We start from the raw sequence: 20827 nt of genomic DNA, 5'->3' as shown, positions 1-20827 counted from the left end.
GCCCCGATCACCAGCCCGCCCGCCAAATTACCGTTTGGCGGCTGACAGCTTATGATCCCACGGCTGATCCCACGGCTCTCGATGCCGGGTCGTCCAGGATCGACCGATCGGAATAGACCTGGTTGCGGCCATAGCGTTTGGCCAGGTAGAGGAACTGATCGGCGGCATTCAGGTAATTGTCGAAATTTTCCCGCCCGCGGACCTCGGCCACCCCGAAGGAGACGGTGATCGACACCTCCTTGTCATTGATCGCCACCTTCATCTCCGAAAGGCTCTGGCGAAGCGTTTCGCAAAGAATAGCGGCTTGGGCCGAATCGTGGCCCGGCAGCAGCAGGCCGAACTCCTCTCCGCCGAGACGCCCGAGCAGGCACGCCTGGTCGGCCATCAGCGGCTTCAGCTTGGCAGCCACGGCTTTCAGCACCTTATCGCCGCCTTCGTGCCCGTAGGTGTCATTGAGCTTCTTGAAATGATCGATGTCGAGCATGGCGACGCTGCAGGGCTCGTGCCGCCCCAGGCATTTGTCGATCTGCACCGGCCCCCGTTCGAAAAAATAGCGCCGGTTGTAGAGACCGGTCAGGTAGTCGTTGAAGGCCGCAGCGCGCAACTGCCCGATCTGCGACAGCGTTTCAATATTATGATTGATCCGGCATTGCAGTTCTTCCGCAACATAGGGCCGATAAACGAAGTCACAGGCCCCCGCTTTCAGGAAGCTCGCCGACAGCAGGCGGTCCGATGACGACGAGATCCCGATGACGCGCAACTGGTTGCTGTCATAATGGCGTCGAATGCGGCGCGTCAGCTCGTAGCCATCCATGTCGGGCATGCTGTAGTCGGTAATAACCAGCGAAATATCGCTATGCTGCTCGAGCATCTGCAGCGCCTGCGTGCCGGTAGTGGCCTGCACCACGTTGAATTGCTGCAGGGTGAGAAGATCGACCAGGTGCTGACGCGCCGAGGCAGCGTCGTCGACAACCAGGATCCGCACAAAGCGGTTGGACAGCACGCGCCCGACGGACGCGACAACCATGTCGAGGGCGCGGTCGTTGTCCTTGATGATGTAGTCCGAAACGCCTTTTTCGACGATGCGCTCGCGCATGTCGAGATTGAATGTCGCGGTGAAGACGATCGCCGGTATGCCCAGCTCGACCGCCATGTCGAGCACTTCGCCGTTGGGCGAATCCGGCAGGTTGAGATCGACGATGGCCACGTCAAATTTGCGCCCGGGTGCAGCGATCGCCTTGCGCACGGCCCTGGTGGACGCGCAATGGGTTACAGCCGTCCCCAGTTCCGTCCTCAGACGATGCGCCAGAAAGGAAGCAATCGACCGGGAATCTTCGATCAACAGGACATTGCAGTCATCGAACGTGGTGCTGTGCCGAGGAAACGAGACATCGAATGCGAAGGACATGGATATAACCCTCGCCCCGGGTCACGGACCAGCGGGGCGCTTTTTAGCATGATGCTGCGACCCCTGAGGCTCGCCAACCCATATTCGAGTGCGAAAGTCCCGGAGCCGATCTCTCCCTCGCGGCCGAGGGAGAGACGGACCTGTCACGGGGCTGCCTTATGCACGCCGCTGCTGGCCGGCCCTGATCTGCACCAGCGTGTCGAGGTTCTGGTTGACGCGGCAATAGAATTCCTCGTCGATGAAAGGCCGCAGCATGAAATCATTGCCGCCCACTTTCAGGAACCGGGCCGAGAGCAGCCGATCGCTTGACGAGGAGACGCCGATGATCCGCAGTTCATGGGATCCACGCACCGCGCGTATGCGGCGGGTCAGTTCGAAGCCGTCGATATCCGGCATGTTGTAGTCGGTCACGACAAGGCCGATATCTTTGTTGGCCTTGAGGGTGTCCAGGGCCTTGGCGCCGTTCTCGGCGGTGCTGACCCGGAAATTGTAGCGCTTCAGGCGGCTGGACAAAAGGGCCCGTGCCGTCGGGCTGTCGTCGACGATCAGAACATGGTGGCGGTGGTTGGTGAGGAAGCGGCAGACCGATTCCGCCAGCATCTCGACGGCGAAGATATTGTCCTTGAGGATGTAGTCGACGATATCCTGCGCCAGAAGTTTCTCGCGGGTCTTTTCCTGAAAGGTGCCGGTAAAGACAATCGTCGGAATGTTGAGATCGAGCAGATACTCAAGCGCCTCGCCATTTTCGGCGCCCGGCAGGTTGATGTTCGAAATCGCCAGAGTAACAGGCTCTTCTGAAAGCTCGTTGGCGGCCTGAAGATCCTCAAAGGTTCTGCAGATTTCCGCATCGATGCCGAACAGCTCTTTGAGCCGAGTTCCGATCATCGAAGTAAACACATTGGAATCTTCCGCGACGATAATTCGTACATCGGGAAATGACTCTCCGGAATACTGCATTCCGGAAACACCTAGGAAAGTCATGGCGCGCCTTCGTCGTGAGAGAACTGTTGAACACAATACTCCAAACGGCTTGCAGAACCGTTAATCCGCCAAATATGGCCAAGAAGACCCGAAACCCTCCTTATATTCAAAGGTAATAATGCGTTTCTTTTGGGTTTTTCTTGCAGATGGGCAAGCATAACGGGCTATCCGCCCAGCGGCGCAGGCAGACGCAAAGGGCGCTGGAGGGAAGACGCCTGCCTCAGCCAAAACGCGGTTGCCGTGCGCTGACCTACTTGATCAGGGCGGCACCGTTCTTGATTTCGACGGATTCGTTGCCGACCAGACCGATGCGGTCTCCATTCGGCAGCGTGACGAAACAGCCCTTCGGACACATGGCTTCGGTTGCGCCGGCATCGATGGCAACATTCGTCTTGGTGCCGTCTTCCACAATGGTCAGCGTCACGGTCGCCTCGCCCGCATTGGTAATGGACGCGGCGAGCGCGCCGGACGCGGTTGCCGCAGCAACAAGCAGTGCCAAAACAAGTCTTGCCATGTCGATCCCAGCGCCTTGGCGCCGTCCTCTGATTGCCGCCGCTTAATCCATGGCGACAGACGCACCACGAAGGAAGAGCATGGGCCATTGTCTATCGCTCAGGAACTGAACCCAGGCTGAATGCGCAGTTCATCTGCCGAGTGTGTCATCAGAGGGGTCGTCTTGCAAATCGCCCCGCTCCACGGGCGGCTGTTGCTTGGACGGCGTCCCGGCCTCGAGCCGTTCCGAAGGCGCCTTTGCATGATCGTCATCGGCGCCCTCCTTTCGCTTTATGTCGGCTTCCCCCGCTCGCATCAGGATACGCACATCCTGATGGGGGAATGGCATTTCGATGCCTTCGTCGCGGAAGCGCTCGATGATCCGGATCCGCGTCTCGTTCTTGACGCCCAGGCTGTTGAGCACGTCGGCAACGTAAAAACTCAGCTGGAAATCGAGCGACGACGCGCCGAAGGACAGGAAGACCACGAAGGGTTCCGGATTGCGCAAGGCGCCCGGCTGCTCGCCGGCGATCTCGGTCAAGATCCGGATGACCTGTCGGGGATCGCTGTCATAGCTGACCCCGACCAGAATATCGACGCGGGCCAGCGTATTGCGGTGGGTCCAGTTGCCGACCGAGGCATTGATCAGCTCCGAATTCGGCACGATGATCGTCTGGCGCTGGAATGTCTCGATCTCGGTGGCGCGCACCGAAATCTTGCGGACAAAGCCCTCCGTCGTGCCGGTTGCGACCCAGTCTCCGACCTTGAACGGTCGCTCGACCAGCAGGATGAGACCCGAGACGAAATTCGAGACGATATTCTGCAGGCCGAAGCCGATCCCGAGCGACAGGGCACCGGCCACCAGTGCCAGGCTGGACAGATCGATGCCGGCCGCCGAAATGCCGATCAGAGTGGCCAGCCCCGTCCCGAGATAGCCAATGCCGGTGCGCACGGAATTGCGCACGCCGGTATCGACATGGGAGCGCGCCATGACATTGCCGTCGAGCCATTTCTGGAACCAGCGGGTCGCCACCAGCCCGAGGGCAAACAGCAGCACGCCGCCCAGGATGCCGACAATCGAGATGCGGATATTGCCCAGGTTGATCTCGGTGAAGAGATTGAAGAACCACAACTGCAGATCGCGCGGCTGGAAGCCCCAGGACATCAGGGTCAGCGGAATGCCGATCACCAGGACAAAGACATAGATCAGCAGGCCAGCGACAATACCCGACTGGTCGAGCGCCACCGGCGACAGGGCCAGGCGCTTGTGCAAAAATCGGCCGACCAGTGTCTCGCCGAACTGATTGGGTGCCGACACGGCCCGGCCCGATCGAATGCCGATATACATGGTGGCGATCACCGCGCCGTTCAGGATCAACTGGGTTGCCAGGAAGCGCGACAGGCCGACATAGCCCGTCAGGCCCGCCAGAATGAGGCCGGCCCCGGTCAGGCGCATGGTGGCGATCACCCAGCGCGGCCACGGTCTTCCCTCGACGGAAGCCTCGTCATGCTTGGCGATCACCGGTTTCATGAAGGACACGATGACGATGATTAATCCCACCAGAACGGCGGAAACCAGGCTTTTGATGACGGTCAGCACCACTGGCGAGCCCAAGGTCTCGCTGATCGAGCCGAGCACGTAATCGGCACCGTTGATCAGCGCCATGGCCAGAATGGCATATTCCAGGTCGCGGGCGCCGCGGTCGGAGACCCGCACCAACCGCCAGGTCGATGCTCCCGGTGCCAGCACCGCGCGCGTCAGCTTTGATACGAAAAACATCAAGCCGATCAACGCGAAGGCACCCGAGATGATCGACGCAATGTCCGGACGCAGGACATTGAAGGTATAGAGGAAGAAATACGATCCCAGCAGAAAGGCAGCGATTGCCAATGTCGGAAGGATCGTCGACCAGAAAGCCACCGAGAACCGGCTCATATAGGCCGGATTCTGCGCTGCCGGATCACGCTTGATCAAAGACCCGAACAGGCGATATTCGGCGGTCAGCAGGATCAGCGCCATGGCCAGTGACAGCATGATGGCAATGCCCAGCTGCAAGCGCTTGAACTTCCAGACAAAACTTAGCCAGCTGCCGACGGTGCGGTTGAAATTTTGGATTTCGGCGCCAAAAGAGGTCCAGGCTTCGGAAAGCACCGCCCCGGACAGATCGGTATGCGCAAGAATCTGGTTTGCAAACAATTCGCGGCGGATCTTGGTGATGGCATTGGAGAGCTGTGTCGCGCCGATCGACACATCTTCCGCCTTGCCGGTCAGGGTGTTGATCTCCAGGCGCTCTGCCACCAGCTTGCTGCGCTCGTCGGAAACCTCCGGCGCTTCGGCAGGCTGGCCATCCTTCGGCGCGTCGCCCAGCTGTTCGAGGCGCGTCTTGATCTCTTCAAATCGCGGCCTGATGTCGACCGTGACCTGCAGCATGTCGCGGGCCAGCGTGTCCGCCTTCGCCTTGTCATCGACCAGCTTGGTATCGTCCTTCGCATCGGCCTCGACGGAGGCCCGCAGCGAATCGAGCTGCTTTTGCGCCTCCGGGATCCGGGTCTGTGCCGTCCCGACGGGGTCCGCCGGCGCTGTCAGGAGCGGATCCTGCGCCATGGCGAGGCGGGGCGACAGCAAAGGCATGGCAGAGATCGCCAGGAAGAGCAGCAGTGCCGTCGTCCGGCAGATCGAGAAAGTAGTCTTTAACCGTTGCAAAATCTGTTCCTTAGCTCAGCCATGATCGAAGCGGCCGACGACCTCTGGCCGAACCATAGGGCGATTGCATGGCGAAGAAAAGCAAGGGGCGGCAGACAAGAGCAGAGCGTGCCGTTCGCCCCGGCGCGACCGCCATGCCGGCGCCCGATAAACTCCATTTACCGTCTTTTCTTACCGAATCTTTTGGTCCGGCCGGTAGTATCCTTTGAAACGCGCCCACCGGGAGACCCTCCGTGCTGAACTGGAACACGATCGGCAGCACCGCTACCTACCGCACCACCCGTGCCGATCTGCTGATCCTGCTCGAAGGCGCCACCTCCAAGCCTTATCTCGACGTCGTCGGCGATCCGACCATCGGCATTGGTTTCAATCTCAAATACAATCTGGCCTCAGTGCTGACCGCGATGGTCGGAAAAAGCCATTATAGTGCGACGCTGCTCGATCGCCTTCAGACCGTGGTCGACGCCGACTATTCAAGCGGCCAGACCGCACTTTTGCAAAAGCGGCTCGATGCCGTGATGAAAACCTGGCATGACAGCCGTGACAGCGCCGTTCCGGTCTCCTTCGTCTTTGCCAATTCCAGCCAGATCAGCGCGGCCCTGACCGCCATCGCCCCGACCTATGACGGCTATGTCGACCGCTGGCTGTCCGGCATTCCCAACTCGACCGAACGGGCCGTGCTGTTTTCGCTCGCCTATAACAATCCCTCCCTGCTGGGTCCCGACCTCAAGGCGGCGATCCTCGCGGGCGACCGGGCCGAAGCCTGGTACGAGATCCGCTACAATTCCAACGGCAGCAAGATCGCCGGCATTGCCAATCGCCGCTATGTCGAGGCCGAGCGCTTCCAGCTGTTCGACACCGATGGCAAAGCCAGCACCGCGCAAGCCCTTGACGCCGGTGTCATGTATGCCACCCATCGCGACAAGATTCTGTCCTATGAAGCGCTCTGGTCGCCGACCAATGCCGCGGAAATCAAGGGCGAATCCGGCATCGAGACAATCCTCGACGAAATGGCGCCGGCCATGACCCGGCTGAAAGCCACCTACAAGATCGGCTCCGGCCTCGCGCTTGAAGAATTGCAGGTCGCCGACGGCACACTGACCACCTTGAAGGGCGACGGCACCAGCCATGACAGCGCGGCCAACGATGCCGACCTGCTGGTGGGAAGCGCCAGCGCCAACCGGCTCGAAGGCGGCAACGGCACCGATGCACTGATCGGCAATGGCGGTAACGACCGGCTCTATGGCGGAAACGGCAATGATTGGCTGCAGGGCGGCGCAGGCGCCGACCGGCTGTTCGGCGGTGCCGGCCGCGATGTCTTTGATTTCAACGCCCTGTCCGACAGCCGGCCGAGCCAGGCTGACGTGATCTCCGGCTTCGTCAGCGGCCAGGACCGCATCGACCTGTCCCATATCGATGGCACTGGCCAGGCGGCGGGATACGCCTTCTCTTTTCTCGCCACCGAAGGAGCCGCCTTCACCCGCCATGCCGGCGAGCTCAAATGGTCACAGACCGGCACCGGCAGCAATGCCCGCACGATCATCGAAGGCGACGTCAATGGTGACGCCGCCGCCGATCTGAAAATCATCCTGATCGGCCATCACGACCTCACAGCCTCGGATTTTCTGCTCTGACGCCCGGTAAACCGGGCCATACCATCGACTGGTCAGGCGGCTAGGCGGGCGCTGAGCGCCTCGAATTTTTCCAGTTGGTCGGCGAGCAGTTCCTTCTGTGCGTCGCGGCGCACGAACAGCTTGAACATCGCGTGCCCATCGGCATTCATGAACCAGATCGAACAGGAGCGCCGGCCATGGAAGGCGCGGTCGATGAAGGCGATCGAGGCGCAGCGATCCTTGCGGATGTGGCCGCCGATCGGGCTGTCGCCATGAATGTTGAACCAGCCATGGCCTTCGCTGCCGGCCGGCAGCGAGCCGACCACTTCCAGCACGATATCCTGCGTGTGGACGATCATCAGCACCTCGCCCCAGCTGCCGAATTCCTGCCAGATCTCGGCAAACAGATCGGCAGAAACGATCTTCGCCGCTCCGTCCGCAAGCAGCGCCAGCACCTCGGCCGGCGTCACATCGGCCGAGGTGGCAATGGCCTCGACCACGCCGTCCGGCTTCTCGGCCAGAGCCGCCCTCGCCCGTTCGATACGGCTATCCTTGTCTGTCCCGATCGTATCCATGGCTGAACTCAAGCGGCCTGCGAACGGCGATTGCCGGCGCTGTCTTCGCTGATGATCACCTCGAAACCTTCGAAATGCGGACCGGACAGATATTGCACCTTGCTCTCGCCGGCGCGCGCATGGGCCGCGCGGAACTGCTCGGACTTGGTCCAGGCGACGAAGGACTCATAGGTGTCCCAGACGGTATGCGATGCGTAGAGCGTGTGATCCTCGGCCTTTGGACCCTTGAGCATCTGGAATTCGATATAGCCCGGCACTTCCGACAGACGGCCCTGACGGTTCAGCCACTGGGCCTCGAACGCTTCCTCGAAACCGGGAACGACGCGAAAACGGTTCATAGCGATATACATTGATCGAAATTCCTCTCGGTTCTGGTGCAAGTCAGACCATCGGCCGCGCGGCGGTGACCGATAGTACTCCTGAAACGGCCAACGGACAAAGCCTTGGCGCCGAAAATCCCGCATTCGCGCTTGCCGGCAGCACAGGTCCGCGTCCGTCGCGGTGTTGCCTTCTTATTTAAACTTGTGCATTATAGTCAAGTTAAATGTCGCTGACAGACGGCGCCATTGCCATCGTATTTTCGGCTCCGGGACGCCCTCATCGTTTCAAAACCGTGACGGCATGATCGGCAGATAGGACAATGATCACATGCACTTGAAAAGAATGTTTGGCGCTCTGTCGCTTGGCATCACGACCCTGGCCGGCGCGACATTGTTGGCGGCTGTGCCCACTTTGGCGCAAGGCCCCTATCCCGATGCCCGGCGCATCGTCTCGATCGGCGGCACGGTCACGGAAATCCTCTATGCGCTGGGCGCCGGCGACCGGATCGTCGCCATCGACACCACCAGCACCTATCCGCAAGCCGTCACGTCGAAGCCGAATGTCGGCTATATGCGGCAACTGTCCGCCGAAGGCATCCTTGCCCAGAAGCCGGACCTCATTCTCGCCGAATCCGGTGCCGGCCCGGTCGAAGCCATGGCGATCCTTGACGCGAGCGGCACGCCTGTTGTCAGCATTCCGGCACCACCGAGCCCCGACGGTATCGCTCCGAAGATCGAAGCCGTTGGCGCGGCCGTCGGCAAACCACAGGAAGCCGCCGCCCTGGCCCATTCCGTGACGGACCGTCTTGCGGCCCTGAAAGCCGATATCGATGGCATCGCCGAACCGAAGAAGCGCGTGCTGTTCGTCCTGTCCTTCGCCAATGGTCGCGTCATGGCCGCCGGTTCGGCCACCGCCGCCGATGCGATGATCGCCCTTGCCGGCGGCGTCAATGCGGCAGGCGATGCCCATGGCTACAAGCCGATGAGCGACGAGGCGCTGATTGCCGCGGCCCCCGATGTCGTGCTGGTCATGGATCACGCCGCCATGCATGTCACCGCCGAACAGGCCTTTGCCGTGCCGGCCCTGAAATCGAGCCCCGCCGGACAGACGGGCGCCTTCATCGCCATGGAAGGCCTCTATCTGCTCGGCCTCGGCCCCCGCACCGCAGACGCGGCGCGCGACCTGGCCGCCAAACTCTATCCCGAGACCATCAAGCCGTGACCCTGTCCCTGCTGCGGCGCTCCAGCGCCGGTCTGACCGGCGACCGCAGCGGCTTCGGCCTTGCGGTCAATCTCGCCCTGGTCGCCCTGCTGGGGCTCGCCAGCCTCGTCTCGCTTGCCAGCGGCCCGACCGGCGTCGGCCTTGGCGACCTGTGGCGCCATCTCTCGGGCGTAGGCGGGCTTGCCACCCAGGATCTGGTCATCCTCGAAGCGGTGCGCCTGCCGCGCACCGCGCTGGCGCTGCTGGTCGGTGCGGGCCTGGGCGTGTCGGGCGCCATGATGCAAGGGTTGTTCCGCAATCCACTTGCCGACCCCGGCCTTGTCGGCGTCACCTCCGGTGCAGCCCTTGCCGCCGTCTGTGCCATCGTGCTCGGCACCACGGTGCTGGCACCCCTGCAGATGCTGCTCGGCAATCAGTTTCTGCCGCTGATGGCCTTTTTCGGCGGTCTGACCAACACGGTCCTGCTCTATGCCATCGCCACCCGCAATGGCCAGACCTCGACCACCGTGCTCATCCTGTCCGGCATCGCCATCGGCGCCATGTGCGCGGCCGGCACCGGCCTGCTGATCTTCATGGCCGACGACCGGGCGCTGCGCGACATCACCTTCTGGAGCCTCGGCTCGCTCGGCGGCGCCACCTATGCCAAGGCGGCCTCGATCCTGCCCTTCATCCTGGCGGTGCTGGCCACCATCCCGTTTGTCGCCCGCGGCCTCGACGCGCTGGTGCTCGGCGATGCGGCGGCCTACCATATGGGCGTGCCGGTGCAGCGGCTGAAGCGCATCGTCATTCTGGCCGTGGCGGCGGCCTGCGGCGCCACGGTGGCGGTCGCCGGATCGATCTCCTTTGTCGGCATCGTCGTGCCGCATCTGTTGCGCCTCTTGATCGGCCCGTCGCACCGCTTCCTGCTGCCGGCCTCGGCGCTGGGCGGTGCCAGCCTGCTGCTGCTGGCCGACAGCATGGCCCGCACCGTGGTGGCGCCGGCCGAACTGCCGATCGGCATCATCACCGCCATGCTCGGCGCTCCGGTCTTTCTCGTGCTGCTGCTCGGCAAGAACGGCCGATCCGCCATGGAAGGTCTCTGATGATATCGGCCGACAATGTCACGCTCATACGCTCCGGCCGCCGGCTGATCGACACCATCACCCTGACGCTTCGGCCAAACACCTTCACCGTGATCATCGGCCCCAACGGTGCCGGCAAGTCGACGCTGCTGAAGGTGCTGTCGGGAGAGATCAGAGCCGACCACGGCACGGTTCTTTATGAGGATCGTCCCGTTGCCCACATGACGGCGGCCGAGCTTGCCGCACGGCGCGCCGTGCTGCCGCAAAGCACGGTCCTGTCCTTCCCCTTCACAGCGCTGGAAGTCGTGCGCATGGGCGCCATCGCCCATGGCAGCGCGGACCCCGGCCGCTCTGCCCGCCAGGCGCTGGCAAGAGTAGGGCTTGCCGGCTTCGAAGGGCGGCCCTATCGGGCGCTGTCGGGCGGCGAGCAGCAGCGGGTGCAGTTTGCACGGGTGCTGGCCCAGGTGCCGACCGCCACGGACGATGACGGCGCCAAGGCCCTGTTCCTCGATGAGCCGACCTCAAGCCTTGATATCGGCCACCAGATTGCGGTGCTGGAGATCGCCCGGGATTTTGTGCGGGACGGCGGAGCGGTGCTTGCCATCCTGCACGACCTCAATCTCGCCGCCGAATTCGCCGATCATCTGGTCGTCCTGCACCAGGGCCGGATCTTTGCCGAAGGGCCGCCGGCCGACACCATTCACGACACGGTGATCGCCGATGTCTACGGCATCTCAGGTGCCGTCGGCCGCCCGCCTGCCGACAGGATTCCCTACGTCCTGCCGCAATCGCGCCACCGCTGACCGGCATTTAGCCGGCTCAGAGGTTATCCACAGTTATCCACAGGCAAGATTTGACAGTCGGGGAGAAAATTCCGGAACATCCGATGAACATCAGGCTTTCGGACCCGGAACAAACAGAGACACCGCTGGAAGCGGCTTTTTTTTCTGCATCTGAATTTTCAGCGGAAATTTGTATTTTGGTGGGTGATGTAGGGTTCGAACCTACGACCCGCTGATTAAGAGTCAGCTGCTCTACCAACTGAGCTAATCACCCATCCGCGCCGTTCTGGTGGCGTGACCGGGCGTATAAACAGGATATTCGGGCTTGTCCAGCCGACAAGCGAAAATTCTTCGCCTGTCTGTCAAATATTTTCCACAAATCCGGAAAAACCCTTTGTTTTCAAAGGTCGAGCATTCCGGTGGCAATTCGCACCGCTTGGCCACCGATCCGCGCCCGGGAAATCTCCCCGTCCTTCACGTCGATATGCAGGTGAATGAAGGACGGCCGTCCCATCTCCACGCCCTGCTCGATCAGCACCGGATGATGACCGTCCGGCAGCCCGTCGAACAGGTGGATGGCCCCCGACAGCGCCGCCACCGCCGATCCCGTTGCCGGATCCTCGGAAATGCCCATGCCGGAGCCGAACATGCGGGCGTGGAATTTCGCGGCATGGTGAACGCCGCCGCGGCAATAGACATAGGCAGAGGCCAGCGCCCCATTGCTGAACGGCGCCGTGCGCTCCCAAAGCTGCGGGTCGAATTCGAGCGTTTCGACGGCGGCAAGATTGTGCAGCGGCAACAACAGGAACGGCACACCGGCACTCCAGACCGCCGGCACGTGGTTTTCAAAGCCGATATCGCTCACCTTGACGCTGAGCGCATCGGCCAGGCCCTGTCTGTCGAGCGGCAATTGCACCTGTTGCGAGGTCCGGGGCAGGTCGAATTCGGCAAAGCTCGCCTCGCCGTCGCGAATCCGCACAGCGCAGCGCACCGGCCCGACATTTTCCTCCAGCACCGAGACCAGATCCAGACCGCCATTGCTGCCGTCATAGGAGCGCTCTGCCAGCGCAATCGCCGTGCCGACGGTCGGATGCCCGGCAAACGGCAATTCGCGCCCTGGCGTGAAGATGCGCAGCTTGGCGGCATGGGTCGGATTGGCTGCCGTCTGCACGAACACCGTTTCCGACAGATTGAGCTCCCGGGCAATGGCCTGCATGGCCTCATCGCTCAAGCCTTCACCGTCGAAAATCACCGCCAGCGGGTTGCCGGCAAGCTTTCTGTCGGTGAAAACATCATAGACGCTGTAATGACGGGCCAATCGATTCTCCCTCTGTCCTGCGGTCTGGTGCCGCAGACTGCCCGAGCATCGATTGGCATGCAAGCAAAGGACTAGTTAGGCCTGTTGAAATACCAGTCGAGCATCGGCAGCATGGCGCGGTTGTAGGCATGGGCCTGCGGATCGGCCGAGCGGATGGCAACAGCTCCGGATATCTCCTTTTCCTCGTCCACCGCCATATGCGCCGCGATGCGCTCCAGCATCTCGTCGGCCGTAAGCGCAAAGCGGTAAAGCCGGAACACGGTGACGCGACGCTGGCGATAGCTGGCATAAAACTGCGGATCGGCTTGCGCCTCGCCCAGATCAAGGCCGGTTTCCTCCATCACCTCGCGCGCCATATTGGCGCCCAGATCGGCATGGCCGTCGACGACGTCGCCAGGCTCGAGCGAACCCGCCGCGCAATAGACCTGTCCCGGATTGGCGGTATGCGGCGACATGCGCACGGCAATCACAGCCCCATCGCTCGACACCGGCACCGGCAGGGCGAACAGGTGATAGCCGAAGGACGGCTCCGCCTGGCGGCGCCACCAAAGATAGGTCGCATACGGGATGACGTGCCCCTCCCCGGCAATCGTGTCGCCACCCATCGACAGGCGCCGCTGAAACAGCATCCGGCCGTTGAAAAGCGCGGGATTGGCAGCGATCTCGCGGCTCCAGTTGTCAGCCGCTGCGGCCTCCACCTCGGGCGGAAACGGATAGTCGCCGTCAGAAATCCGCAAGCGGATCTCCGAAACCGGAAAGACCGTTTCTTCCGCTGGCCAGTGCAGATGGTCGTCGACAGTGTGCAGGGTCATTTGAGGTCCAGGGTAATGACAATGGGGCAATGGTCGGAGGCTTTGGGACGATCCCAACCGATGCGCGGAAAGCGCTCGACCTCCTGACCGGGCGGAAAGACGGTTCGAAACGGCTGGCCGGCGCGGATGATCTCCGGCACCCGCGTCGCGTTCAGGCGTGAAAGCGCCGGCGACAGCCAGATATAGTCGAGTTGGCACAGATGCTGCTCCTCCGGCCCGCGGGCATGGTAGAGTGTCCAGCGGTCCAGCGGATCACGCCGCAGCATCGGATTTTCGGCAAAGCCGTCATGGCTCAACCCGTCGAGCGCGCTTGGCAGGTCGGCACGATGCTCGAACCGGTATCCGAGCCTGCGGCTGCCGATCACGTCAACGCGCTCCTGATAGTCGTTCATGTCGCCGCAGATCGCAAAATTCATCGCAGCAGTACGGTCGCGGCCAAAACGGTTCTCGATGATATGGCGCACGGCGCTCACCTCGGCCTGGCGGATCGGCATGGTCGAGGTCCGCCCATCCAGGCCGTCGCGATTGCCGCTCATCGATTTCAGATGCACGACATAAAGCGTCAGCGGCTGCCCGCCGATCCGCAGGTCGAGTTCCAGGCAATCGCGCTTGAAGATCTTGTCGTCTTCGCTGTTCGGACTGACCAGCCCCGGAACGAATGGCTTCAGGTCGCGATAGGTCAGCGCCGCATGGCTCTTGATATCGACCAGTTCGATCTTCTGGCCGTCGCGCGTCTCCTCGCGCATGACAACGCCGACATCGATGCCGCGGCTGTCATTGCCTTCGACCAGGTATTTCTGCCGGTAGCCATTGCCGACCATGCGAAACAGATAGCCGTACTCGAAGGCCGACAAGGCCTCCATATTGTCGATCTCCTGCAGGCAGAGAATGTCTGCGTCGGCATCGGCGATCGCCAGCGCCGAGAGCTGTCTTGTATCGTCGGTCGAGGCCACGACGCGGGCCGATTCGAGCGCCTCATAGGCCCGCTCGTCCTTGATCTCGAACAGCTTCATCACCCGGTCCTGGCGCAACTGGTTGCGAAAGCCGGTGAAATCGAAGCGGGTCATCAGGTTTTCGACATTGAAGGTGGCCAGGCGCAGGGACATGAATGAGCTTTCGGTTGGGGCGGTCTGCAGCCTACGACGCGGGCCGCCAATAGCAAAGGCACGACCCAATTAAAGCCAGGTTTGCGGCGATATTCCGCTAGGGCGGGCTTTTCCTCGACGCTATCATTGCTCCCGAAAACTCTAGGGGGAGACTTCATCCATGCGCCTGCCAATCATCAAGATCATCACCTGCCTCGCCGTCCTGACGTCAACGCTTTTGCCCGGTAACGCTTCGGCCGAAGGCTTTGGGGCGCTCGCCTATTCGCCCGCCACCGGATCGACCGGCTGGTCGCATTCCCACGACACCCGCCGGATCGCCGAGCGCAAGGCCCTCAACGCCTGCTCCCAATATGCAGACGATTGCCGCGTGGCGATCTGGTTCCAGAATGCCTGCGGCGCCCTGGCCGCCGGGCCGAACGGCTGGGGCTCGGGCTGGGGCGACGACCGGGCGCGGGCCGAATATGAAGCGATGAAGGTCTGCAGCCGCAACACGCGCGGCTGCCGCACCATCCGCTGGCAGTGTTCCGACGCCCGCTGATCTGCGCGACACGCCAGCTCAGAGCCGCCAGCCGGCCTTGACGATCACCGCAACCCGCTCGCCCGGCCGGATGGCCGTGCGGCTGAAGGCGCGCAGGCTCTGCCCGTCGGACAGCGCGAGCCGCACGGCATAACGCTCGCCCTCGAAGATCGCCGTCTCGACGGTTGCCGCAACGCCGTCCGGACCGATCACAACATCCTGCGGCCGGACCAGAACATCGACCTTGGGCAGCCGCTCGTCCGGCTGCGACAGCGGTTCGGCCAGCGCTGTCCAGTCGAGGTCGCGGCGGGGTGTATCGGCCATCGGCAGTTGCAGGATGCTCCCTTTGCCGACCAGCGCGCCAACCGCTCGGCCCTCCGGCCGCGCGTAGATCTCGGCGGGCGGCGCGACCTGCAGCAGCCGCCCTTCCGCCATCACGGCGACGTCGGTCGCCAGCGCCATGGCCTCGCTCTGGTCATGGGTCACAAAGACCATCGTCGCGCCGGAGCGGATATGGAATTCGCGAAAGGTCTCCTCCATTTCCTGGCGCAGGTGCCGGTCGAGATTGGCAAGCGGCTCGTCCAGCAGCACCACATCGGGCGCTGTCACCAGGCAGCGTGCCAAAGCGACGCGCTGCCGCTGGCCGCCGGAAAGATCCGCCGGACGCCTCGCCGCATAGGCTTCCAGCCGCACCGTCGCCAGCGCTTCGCGCACCGCTGCCTGGTAGCGCTCGCCGGAAATGCCGCGCACTTTCAAGGGATAGCCGACATTGTCGGCGACGCTCATATGCGGCCAGAGCGCATAAGACTGGAACACCATCGCCATGTTGCGCTTTTCCGGCGGCACTATGCCGGCGGCATCCGCCAGGAGCCGTTCGCCGAGCAGGATCGAGCCCTCGCTCGGCGCCTCGAAGCCGGCGATCATGCGCAGCACGGTGGTCTTGCCGCAGCCGGACGGCCCGAGCAGCGCCAGGAAACCGCCTTCGCGCACGGTCAGCGAAACATCGCTGACGGCAGGCTTGCCGGTCCCATAGTCCTTGGAGAGTTTGTGCAAGATCAGTTGCGCCAAGGCACGACTCCTTTCGGCAGCGTCGCTGCCATCAGTTCCAAGAGCAGCATCAACACCGTCACCATGCCGACCACCAGCACCGACAGGGCGGCGGCCAGATCGTAGGATCCGCTGTCGTCGAGATTGTAGATCGCCACGCCCAGCGTCTGGGTGCCGGCCGACCACAACAGCGCCGACACGGTCAGCTCGTTGCAGGCGATCAGGAAGACCAGGATGACCGAGGCGCCCGCAGCGGGTGCGATCAGCGGCACGATGATGTCGACCAGCCGGCGATAGAACCCGGCGCCGGACAGCCTTGCCGCCTCTTCGAGCGCCGGATCGAGCTGGCGAAAGGCGCTGATGACAGGTTTCAGACCGACCGCAAAGAAGCTCGAGACATAGGCCGCCAGGATGATCCAGATCGTCCCGTAGATCGTTACCCCAAGCAGCGGGATCGGCGCGGCAAACACCAGGATGAAGGCAACCGAAATCACGATGCCCGGCAGCGCGTAAGGAATTTCGATCATCGCCGAGACGATCGTCGTAAAACGTCCTCGCCCGCGGGTGAGCGCATAGGCGGTCAGCACGGAGATCACCAGCAGGCCGAGCGATGTCACGCTGGCCAGAAACAGCGAGTTGGAAAAGGCCGTGCGCGTCACGCTCTGGCGAAACAGGATCTCTTCATAGGCATGGAACGAGATGCTTTTGAAAGACAGTACCACGCCATAGGCCGGCACCAGCGATCCGGCGATCAGCGCCAGCAGCGGCAGCACGAGGATCGCCACCAGCACCAGCCATAGCAGAGCCTCCACGATCGGGCGGATGAAACCCAGCCGAAAGGTCGCGGCACTGCCCGATAGGCCGATCACCCGGTAGTCCCGGCCCTTCAGCGCCTGTTCCTGGACGGCGATGCCGGCGACCGCAATCACCGCGATCATGCCGGACAGCATGGCGATATCGCCGAAGGTCGAGCCACTGAAGCTGGCAAAACGGCTGTAGATCAGCGTCGGCAGGGTGTAGATCGAGGCGGGGATGCCAAGGATCGCCGGAATGCCGAAATTGCCGACGCCGGACACGAAGGCAATGGCCGCACCGGCGATCAGCCCCGGCAAAGACAGCGGCAGGATGATGTCAAACAGCACGCGGCGCGGCGAAGCACCGGACAGCTTTGCCGCCTCGATGCCGTCGCGCGGCAGGGCCAGCAGGCCGGCGCGCAGGGCCAGGAACACCAGCGGTGCATGCTGCACGCCGAGCAGCAGCGCAATACCGGCGATCGAATAAAGCGGCTGCGGACTGCCGAGCGGCGGTGCCAGCCCAACCGTCTTCAAAAGCGGGCTCGACGGCCCGGTCATGCCGACCCAGGCAAGGGCCGTCACCTGCGGCGGGATCATCGTCGGCAGCATGAACAGGAAGCTCAAAAGGCCCTTGCCGCGGATATCGGCAAGCGTCAGCGCCAGCGCAAAAACGCCGCCGATCACAACGGAAATGACCATGCCGAAGAACGAGGTCGACAGGGTGTTGAGCGCCGCCGTCCAGACGTTGGCATCGGTGAGGAGTGTCCAGGCACTGCCCCGCCAGATCGCGGTAAGCCCGGCCTGAAACAGGCGCAGAACCGGCACGACGCAAAAGGCAAAGACGACGGTGGCAACAAACGGAAACAGCCAGCGGGGCTGGCTGTTCGCTTTGGTAAAGGGCAAGGGCATGGACCGTTGCGATCAGTTCGTGCCGAAGATGCCGGAGAAGGTCTTCAGGTCGGCATCGGAGGCCTTGAGCGCTTCAGCGGCGTTGACCGGCAGAAGCTTGATCGTGTCGCGGGCCGGAAAGCCTTCGGGAACCGGCATGCCGTTGCGGGCCGGGATATAGCCGAGCTTCAGGAAGCCTTCCTGGCCTTTCTCGGACAGCACATAGTCGACGAACTTCTTGGCAGCGTCGGCATTCTTGGTGGTCGACAGAATGGCGACCGGCTCGGTCACAGCCGAAACGCCCTCTTCCGGGAAGACGAACTCGACCGGTGCGCCCTTGGCCTTTTCTCGGATCGGCATATAGTCGACGACCATGCCATAGGCCTTTTCGCCCGATGCCACCGACTTCAGGATCGCTCCATTGCCGCCGGCTGCCGTCGCGCCATTGGCCTGCAGCTGCTTGTAATAGTCCCAGCCGAGGCCGTCGACACCAGCCAGCGTCTGGGCGTGGATGAGAGCGGCACCCGAGGTCAGCGGGCTCGGCATGGCCACCAGGCCCTTGGCCTCGGGCTTGGCCAGATCCTTCCAGCTGGTCGGCTTCATGCCGGCAGCGGTATTGTACATGATGCCGGTGGTGATCAGCTTGGTCGAATAATAGGCGCCGTCGGCGTCATAGAGGCTGGCATCGTAGTTGACCGCTTCCGGCGACTTGTAGGCCAGCAGTTGGCCGGCCTGCTTCATGCGCTCCAGCGTCACCGTATCGGCGATCAAGAGCAGGTCTGCGCCGGGATTGCCGGCTTCGATTTCGGCCATCAGTTTAGCCATGATTTTCGGCGTGCCGTCACGCACCCAGTCGACCTTGATATCGGGATTGGCGGCCATGAAACCGTCGACGGTCGCCTGGGCGTCCTCGTTCGGCTGGCTGGTATAGAGCACCAGATTGGCCGCATCGGCGTTGACGGCCAGAAGACCGAGGGTCACGACGGCGGTAAAGGCCGAGAGCAGGTTTTTCATCGGGCAATCCTTTTTTGACAAAAGCTTGAAGCCCGATCCATAACCACACCGCTTTAACAGTCATGTGACAGCTTGGACCTTGCGACGACCTCGCACACCCGCCTCACCGGGTCGCACCCGCTGCATCATGGCGACGCGGTAAAAAATGTCATTTTCGTGACTTTTATGGGTTCGCCCCTTGGCCTACCATGGCCAAGAGATTGATGTCGAAGCGGTTTTCCTGCAATCGAGACGCTTCGACCATACCGTGACAACACCGGAACAACCGACATGAAAACTGGCAGCGATTGGCGCGCGCGTCTGCGTTATGAATTCGATAAGAGCATGGCCGGCGGTGCCATCGCGCTGATCGGCTGGCTGGCGCTGATCTCGCTCGTGGTGATCCTGCTGGCCGGGCTTTTCCTGTCGCTGACCGGCATTGCTCCGCCCGATGGCGAACCTGTCGGCTTCATCGAAGGAGCCTGGGAATCGCTGATGCGAACCATGGATGCCGGCACCATGGGCGGCGACCAGGGCTGGAGTTTCCGTGGCGTCTCCCTGTTCGTGACCATCGCCGGCATTTTCGTCTTCTCGGCCCTGATCGGCGTCATCAGCTCCGGCCTCGAAAACAAGCTGGACGAATTGCGCAAGGGCCGCTCGCGCATCCTTGAAAGCGATCATACGATCATCCTCAACTGGTCGCCGTCGATCTTCGACGTGATTTCCGAACTGGTGATTGCCAACCAGAGCCGCCGCCGGCCGCGCATCGTCATCATGGCCAATCGCGACAAGGTCGAGATGGAAGACGAGATCGCCACAAAGGTCGAGGATCTGAAGAACACCAAGATCATCTGCCGCAGCGGCGATCCGACCGACCTTTACGACCTCAACATCGTCAATCCCCAGACGTCGCGCTCGATCATCGTGCTGTCGCCCGACGGCGAGGATACGGATTCGCAGGTGATCAAATCCGTGCTGGCGCTGGTCAACGATCCCAACCGGCGCAGCAAGCCCTACATGATCGCTGCCGAAATCCGCGACGGGCAGAATGCCGATGTGGCGAAGATCGTCGGTGGCCGGGAAATGCAGATGGTGCTGGCCGACGATCTGATTTCACGCATCGTCGTGCATACCAGCCGCCAGTCGGGCCTGAGCGCCGTCTATTCGGAACTGCTCGATTTCGACGGCTGCGAAATCTACACGCTGGACCAGCCCGATCTGGTCGGCAAATCCTTCGGCGCCGCCGTCATGACCTACGAGAATTGCACCCTGATCGGCCTCTGCGATGCCAACGGTCAGGTAAAGCTCAATCCGGCGCCCAACCGCGTGTTCAAGTCCGGCGAACGGGCCATCATCATTGCCGAGGACGACGCCTCGATCCGCCCCTGGGACGGCGACATCCACCTGGCCAAGGACGCCATCCTGCCCCCCGTCGACAAGGCACCGGTGGCCGAGCGGACGCTGATCCTTGGCTGGAACCGCCGCGGACCGATCATCGCCACCGAGCTCGCCCGCTATGTGGCGCCCGGCTCGTCGCTGACGATTGCGGCCTCAACGCCGCAGTTTCAGGCCGACATCGAGGCGCTGACGATCGCCAGCGACACCATGACGGTGGCCCACAGGGTCATCGACACCAGCAGCCGCCTGGCGCTCGAAGCGCTCGACATCCCTGATTTCGATCATGTTCTGGTTCTCGGCTATAGCGACGACATGCCGGCGCAATCGGCCGATACACGCACGCTGATCACGCTTTTGCAATTGCGCAAGATCGCCGAGCGGGCCGGCCGGCATATCAGCGTCGTCAGCGAAATGATCGACGTGCGCAACCGCGAGCTTGCCGAAGTGACCCGCGCCGACGATTTCGTCGTCAGCAACAAGCTGGTCAGCCTGATGCTCGCCCAGGCCTCCGAAAACGAATATATGGCGGCGATCTTCGACGAATTGCTGAGCGAAGAGGGCTCGGAAATCTACATGCGGCCGATGGCCGACTATGTGGCGACCGACCGACCGGTGAATTTCTTCACCGTGGCCCTGGCGGCGCTGCGGCGCGGCGAAGTGGCGATCGGCTATCGCCGCCAGCGCGACGACGATCCCGACACCCGCAACCTCGGCGGCGTCACGGTCAATCCGTTACGCTCCGAAATGCTGACCTATACCGACCGCGACATGGTCATCGTGCTGGCCGCTGACTGAA

The 20827-nt window shown here is 62.5% G+C and carries 18 protein-coding genes and 1 tRNA gene; 6 read left to right on the top strand and 13 right to left on the bottom strand.

Going from position 1 to position 20827, the window contains the following annotated elements; genetic code table 11:
* Positions 1–49: 49 nt before the first annotated feature.
* From HGO38_RS01235 to HGO38_RS01220, 4 genes are all read right to left on the bottom strand, one after another.
* A complete protein-coding gene (locus tag HGO38_RS01235; RefSeq protein WP_250954103.1) occupies positions 50–1408 on the bottom strand; it encodes a diguanylate cyclase in 1359 nt (452 codons plus the stop codon).
* A gap of 156 nt (positions 1409–1564) precedes the next feature.
* Positions 1565–2389: a response regulator gene (locus tag HGO38_RS01230; RefSeq protein ID WP_250954102.1), complete on the bottom strand. Its 825-nt coding sequence runs from the start codon at positions 2387–2389 to the stop codon at positions 1565–1567.
* A 250-nt stretch (positions 2390–2639) separates the two neighbouring features.
* Positions 2640–2903 (bottom strand): hypothetical protein, encoded by a 264-nt coding sequence (locus HGO38_RS01225; RefSeq protein WP_250954101.1) that lies wholly within the window; start codon positions 2901–2903, stop codon positions 2640–2642.
* Positions 2904–3032: 129 nt separating this feature from the next.
* Positions 3033–5513, bottom strand: a complete 2481-nt coding sequence (locus tag HGO38_RS01220; protein ID WP_502941487.1) for a mechanosensitive ion channel family protein — start codon at positions 5511–5513, stop codon at positions 3033–3035.
* Between the two features lie 305 nt (positions 5514–5818).
* Between HGO38_RS01220 and HGO38_RS01215 the strand changes: the two genes are divergently transcribed.
* Positions 5819–7219 (top strand): M10 family metallopeptidase C-terminal domain-containing protein, encoded by a 1401-nt coding sequence (locus HGO38_RS01215; RefSeq protein WP_250954099.1) that lies wholly within the window; start codon positions 5819–5821, stop codon positions 7217–7219.
* 32 nt (positions 7220–7251) lie between these two features.
* Here the strand turns inward: HGO38_RS01215 and hutX are convergent, their stop codons facing one another.
* Positions 7252–7773, bottom strand: a complete 522-nt coding sequence (gene hutX, locus HGO38_RS01210; RefSeq protein ID WP_250954098.1) for a heme utilization cystosolic carrier protein HutX — start codon at positions 7771–7773, stop codon at positions 7252–7254.
* Between the two features lie 8 nt (positions 7774–7781).
* Positions 7782–8123, bottom strand: coding sequence for a heme-degrading protein HmuQ (hmuQ, locus tag HGO38_RS01205; RefSeq protein WP_250954097.1), 342 nt, complete (start codon positions 8121–8123; stop codon positions 7782–7784).
* 298 nt (positions 8124–8421) lie between these two features.
* On the opposite strand from hmuQ, the gene HGO38_RS01200 reads away from it, so the two are divergent.
* The 3 genes from HGO38_RS01200 to HGO38_RS01190 are packed head-to-tail and all read left to right on the top strand — an operon-like array spanning position 8422 to position 11179.
* Positions 8422–9315 (top strand): heme/hemin ABC transporter substrate-binding protein, encoded by an 894-nt coding sequence (locus tag HGO38_RS01200; protein WP_250954096.1) that lies wholly within the window; start codon positions 8422–8424, stop codon positions 9313–9315.
* Positions 9312–10397 (top strand): FecCD family ABC transporter permease, encoded by a 1086-nt coding sequence (locus HGO38_RS01195; protein WP_250954095.1) that lies wholly within the window; start codon positions 9312–9314, stop codon positions 10395–10397. The genes HGO38_RS01200 and HGO38_RS01195 overlap by 4 nt, the downstream gene beginning before the upstream one ends.
* Positions 10397–11179 (top strand): heme ABC transporter ATP-binding protein, encoded by a 783-nt coding sequence (locus HGO38_RS01190; RefSeq protein WP_250954094.1) that lies wholly within the window; start codon positions 10397–10399, stop codon positions 11177–11179. The genes HGO38_RS01195 and HGO38_RS01190 overlap by 1 nt, the downstream gene beginning before the upstream one ends.
* A 177-nt stretch (positions 11180–11356) precedes the next feature.
* Here HGO38_RS01190 and HGO38_RS01185 read toward each other — a convergent pair.
* The 4 genes from HGO38_RS01185 to HGO38_RS01170 form a co-directional block, all read right to left on the bottom strand.
* Positions 11357–11432, bottom strand: a tRNA-Lys gene (locus tag HGO38_RS01185).
* Between the two features lie 126 nt (positions 11433–11558).
* Entirely contained in the window at positions 11559–12476 is a 918-nt protein-coding gene (locus HGO38_RS01180) for a PhzF family phenazine biosynthesis protein (protein WP_250954093.1), read from the bottom strand.
* A gap of 71 nt (positions 12477–12547) precedes the next feature.
* On the bottom strand, positions 12548–13288 hold the full coding sequence (locus tag HGO38_RS01175) for an NUDIX hydrolase (protein WP_250954092.1): 741 nt from the start codon (positions 13286–13288) through the stop codon (positions 12548–12550).
* A complete protein-coding gene (locus HGO38_RS01170; protein ID WP_250954091.1) occupies positions 13285–14394 on the bottom strand; it encodes an endonuclease/exonuclease/phosphatase family protein in 1110 nt (369 codons plus the stop codon). The genes HGO38_RS01175 and HGO38_RS01170 overlap by 4 nt, the downstream gene beginning before the upstream one ends.
* A gap of 160 nt (positions 14395–14554) precedes the next feature.
* On the opposite strand from HGO38_RS01170, the gene HGO38_RS01165 reads away from it, so the two are divergent.
* The gene (locus HGO38_RS01165; RefSeq protein WP_250954090.1) at positions 14555–14932 is read left to right on the top strand and encodes a DUF4189 domain-containing protein; all 378 of its coding nucleotides are present in this window, start codon (positions 14555–14557) and stop codon (positions 14930–14932) included.
* An 18-nt stretch (positions 14933–14950) separates the two neighbouring features.
* Here the strand turns inward: HGO38_RS01165 and HGO38_RS01160 are convergent, their stop codons facing one another.
* Genes HGO38_RS01160 through HGO38_RS01150 form a run of 3 tightly spaced genes read right to left on the bottom strand, consistent with a single transcriptional unit; the run spans position 14951 to position 18654 of the window.
* A complete protein-coding gene (locus HGO38_RS01160; protein WP_250954089.1) occupies positions 14951–15979 on the bottom strand; it encodes an ABC transporter ATP-binding protein in 1029 nt (342 codons plus the stop codon).
* Positions 15967–17661, bottom strand: coding sequence for an ABC transporter permease (locus HGO38_RS01155; protein WP_250954088.1), 1695 nt, complete (start codon positions 17659–17661; stop codon positions 15967–15969). The genes HGO38_RS01160 and HGO38_RS01155 overlap by 13 nt, the downstream gene beginning before the upstream one ends.
* A 12-nt stretch (positions 17662–17673) precedes the next feature.
* Positions 17674–18654 (bottom strand): ABC transporter substrate-binding protein, encoded by a 981-nt coding sequence (locus HGO38_RS01150; protein ID WP_250954087.1) that lies wholly within the window; start codon positions 18652–18654, stop codon positions 17674–17676.
* 270 nt (positions 18655–18924) lie between these two features.
* Between HGO38_RS01150 and HGO38_RS01145 the strand changes: the two genes are divergently transcribed.
* A complete protein-coding gene (locus tag HGO38_RS01145; RefSeq protein ID WP_250954086.1) occupies positions 18925–20826 on the top strand; it encodes a CASTOR/POLLUX-related putative ion channel in 1902 nt (633 codons plus the stop codon).
* Position 20827 lies beyond the last annotated feature (1 nt).

The sequence above is a fragment of the Rhizobium sp. CG5 genome (assembly GCF_023701945.1).
Taxonomy (GTDB): Bacteria; Pseudomonadota; Alphaproteobacteria; order Rhizobiales; family Rhizobiaceae; genus Allorhizobium.
This window is presented reverse-complemented; position numbering and strand designations above follow the sequence as displayed.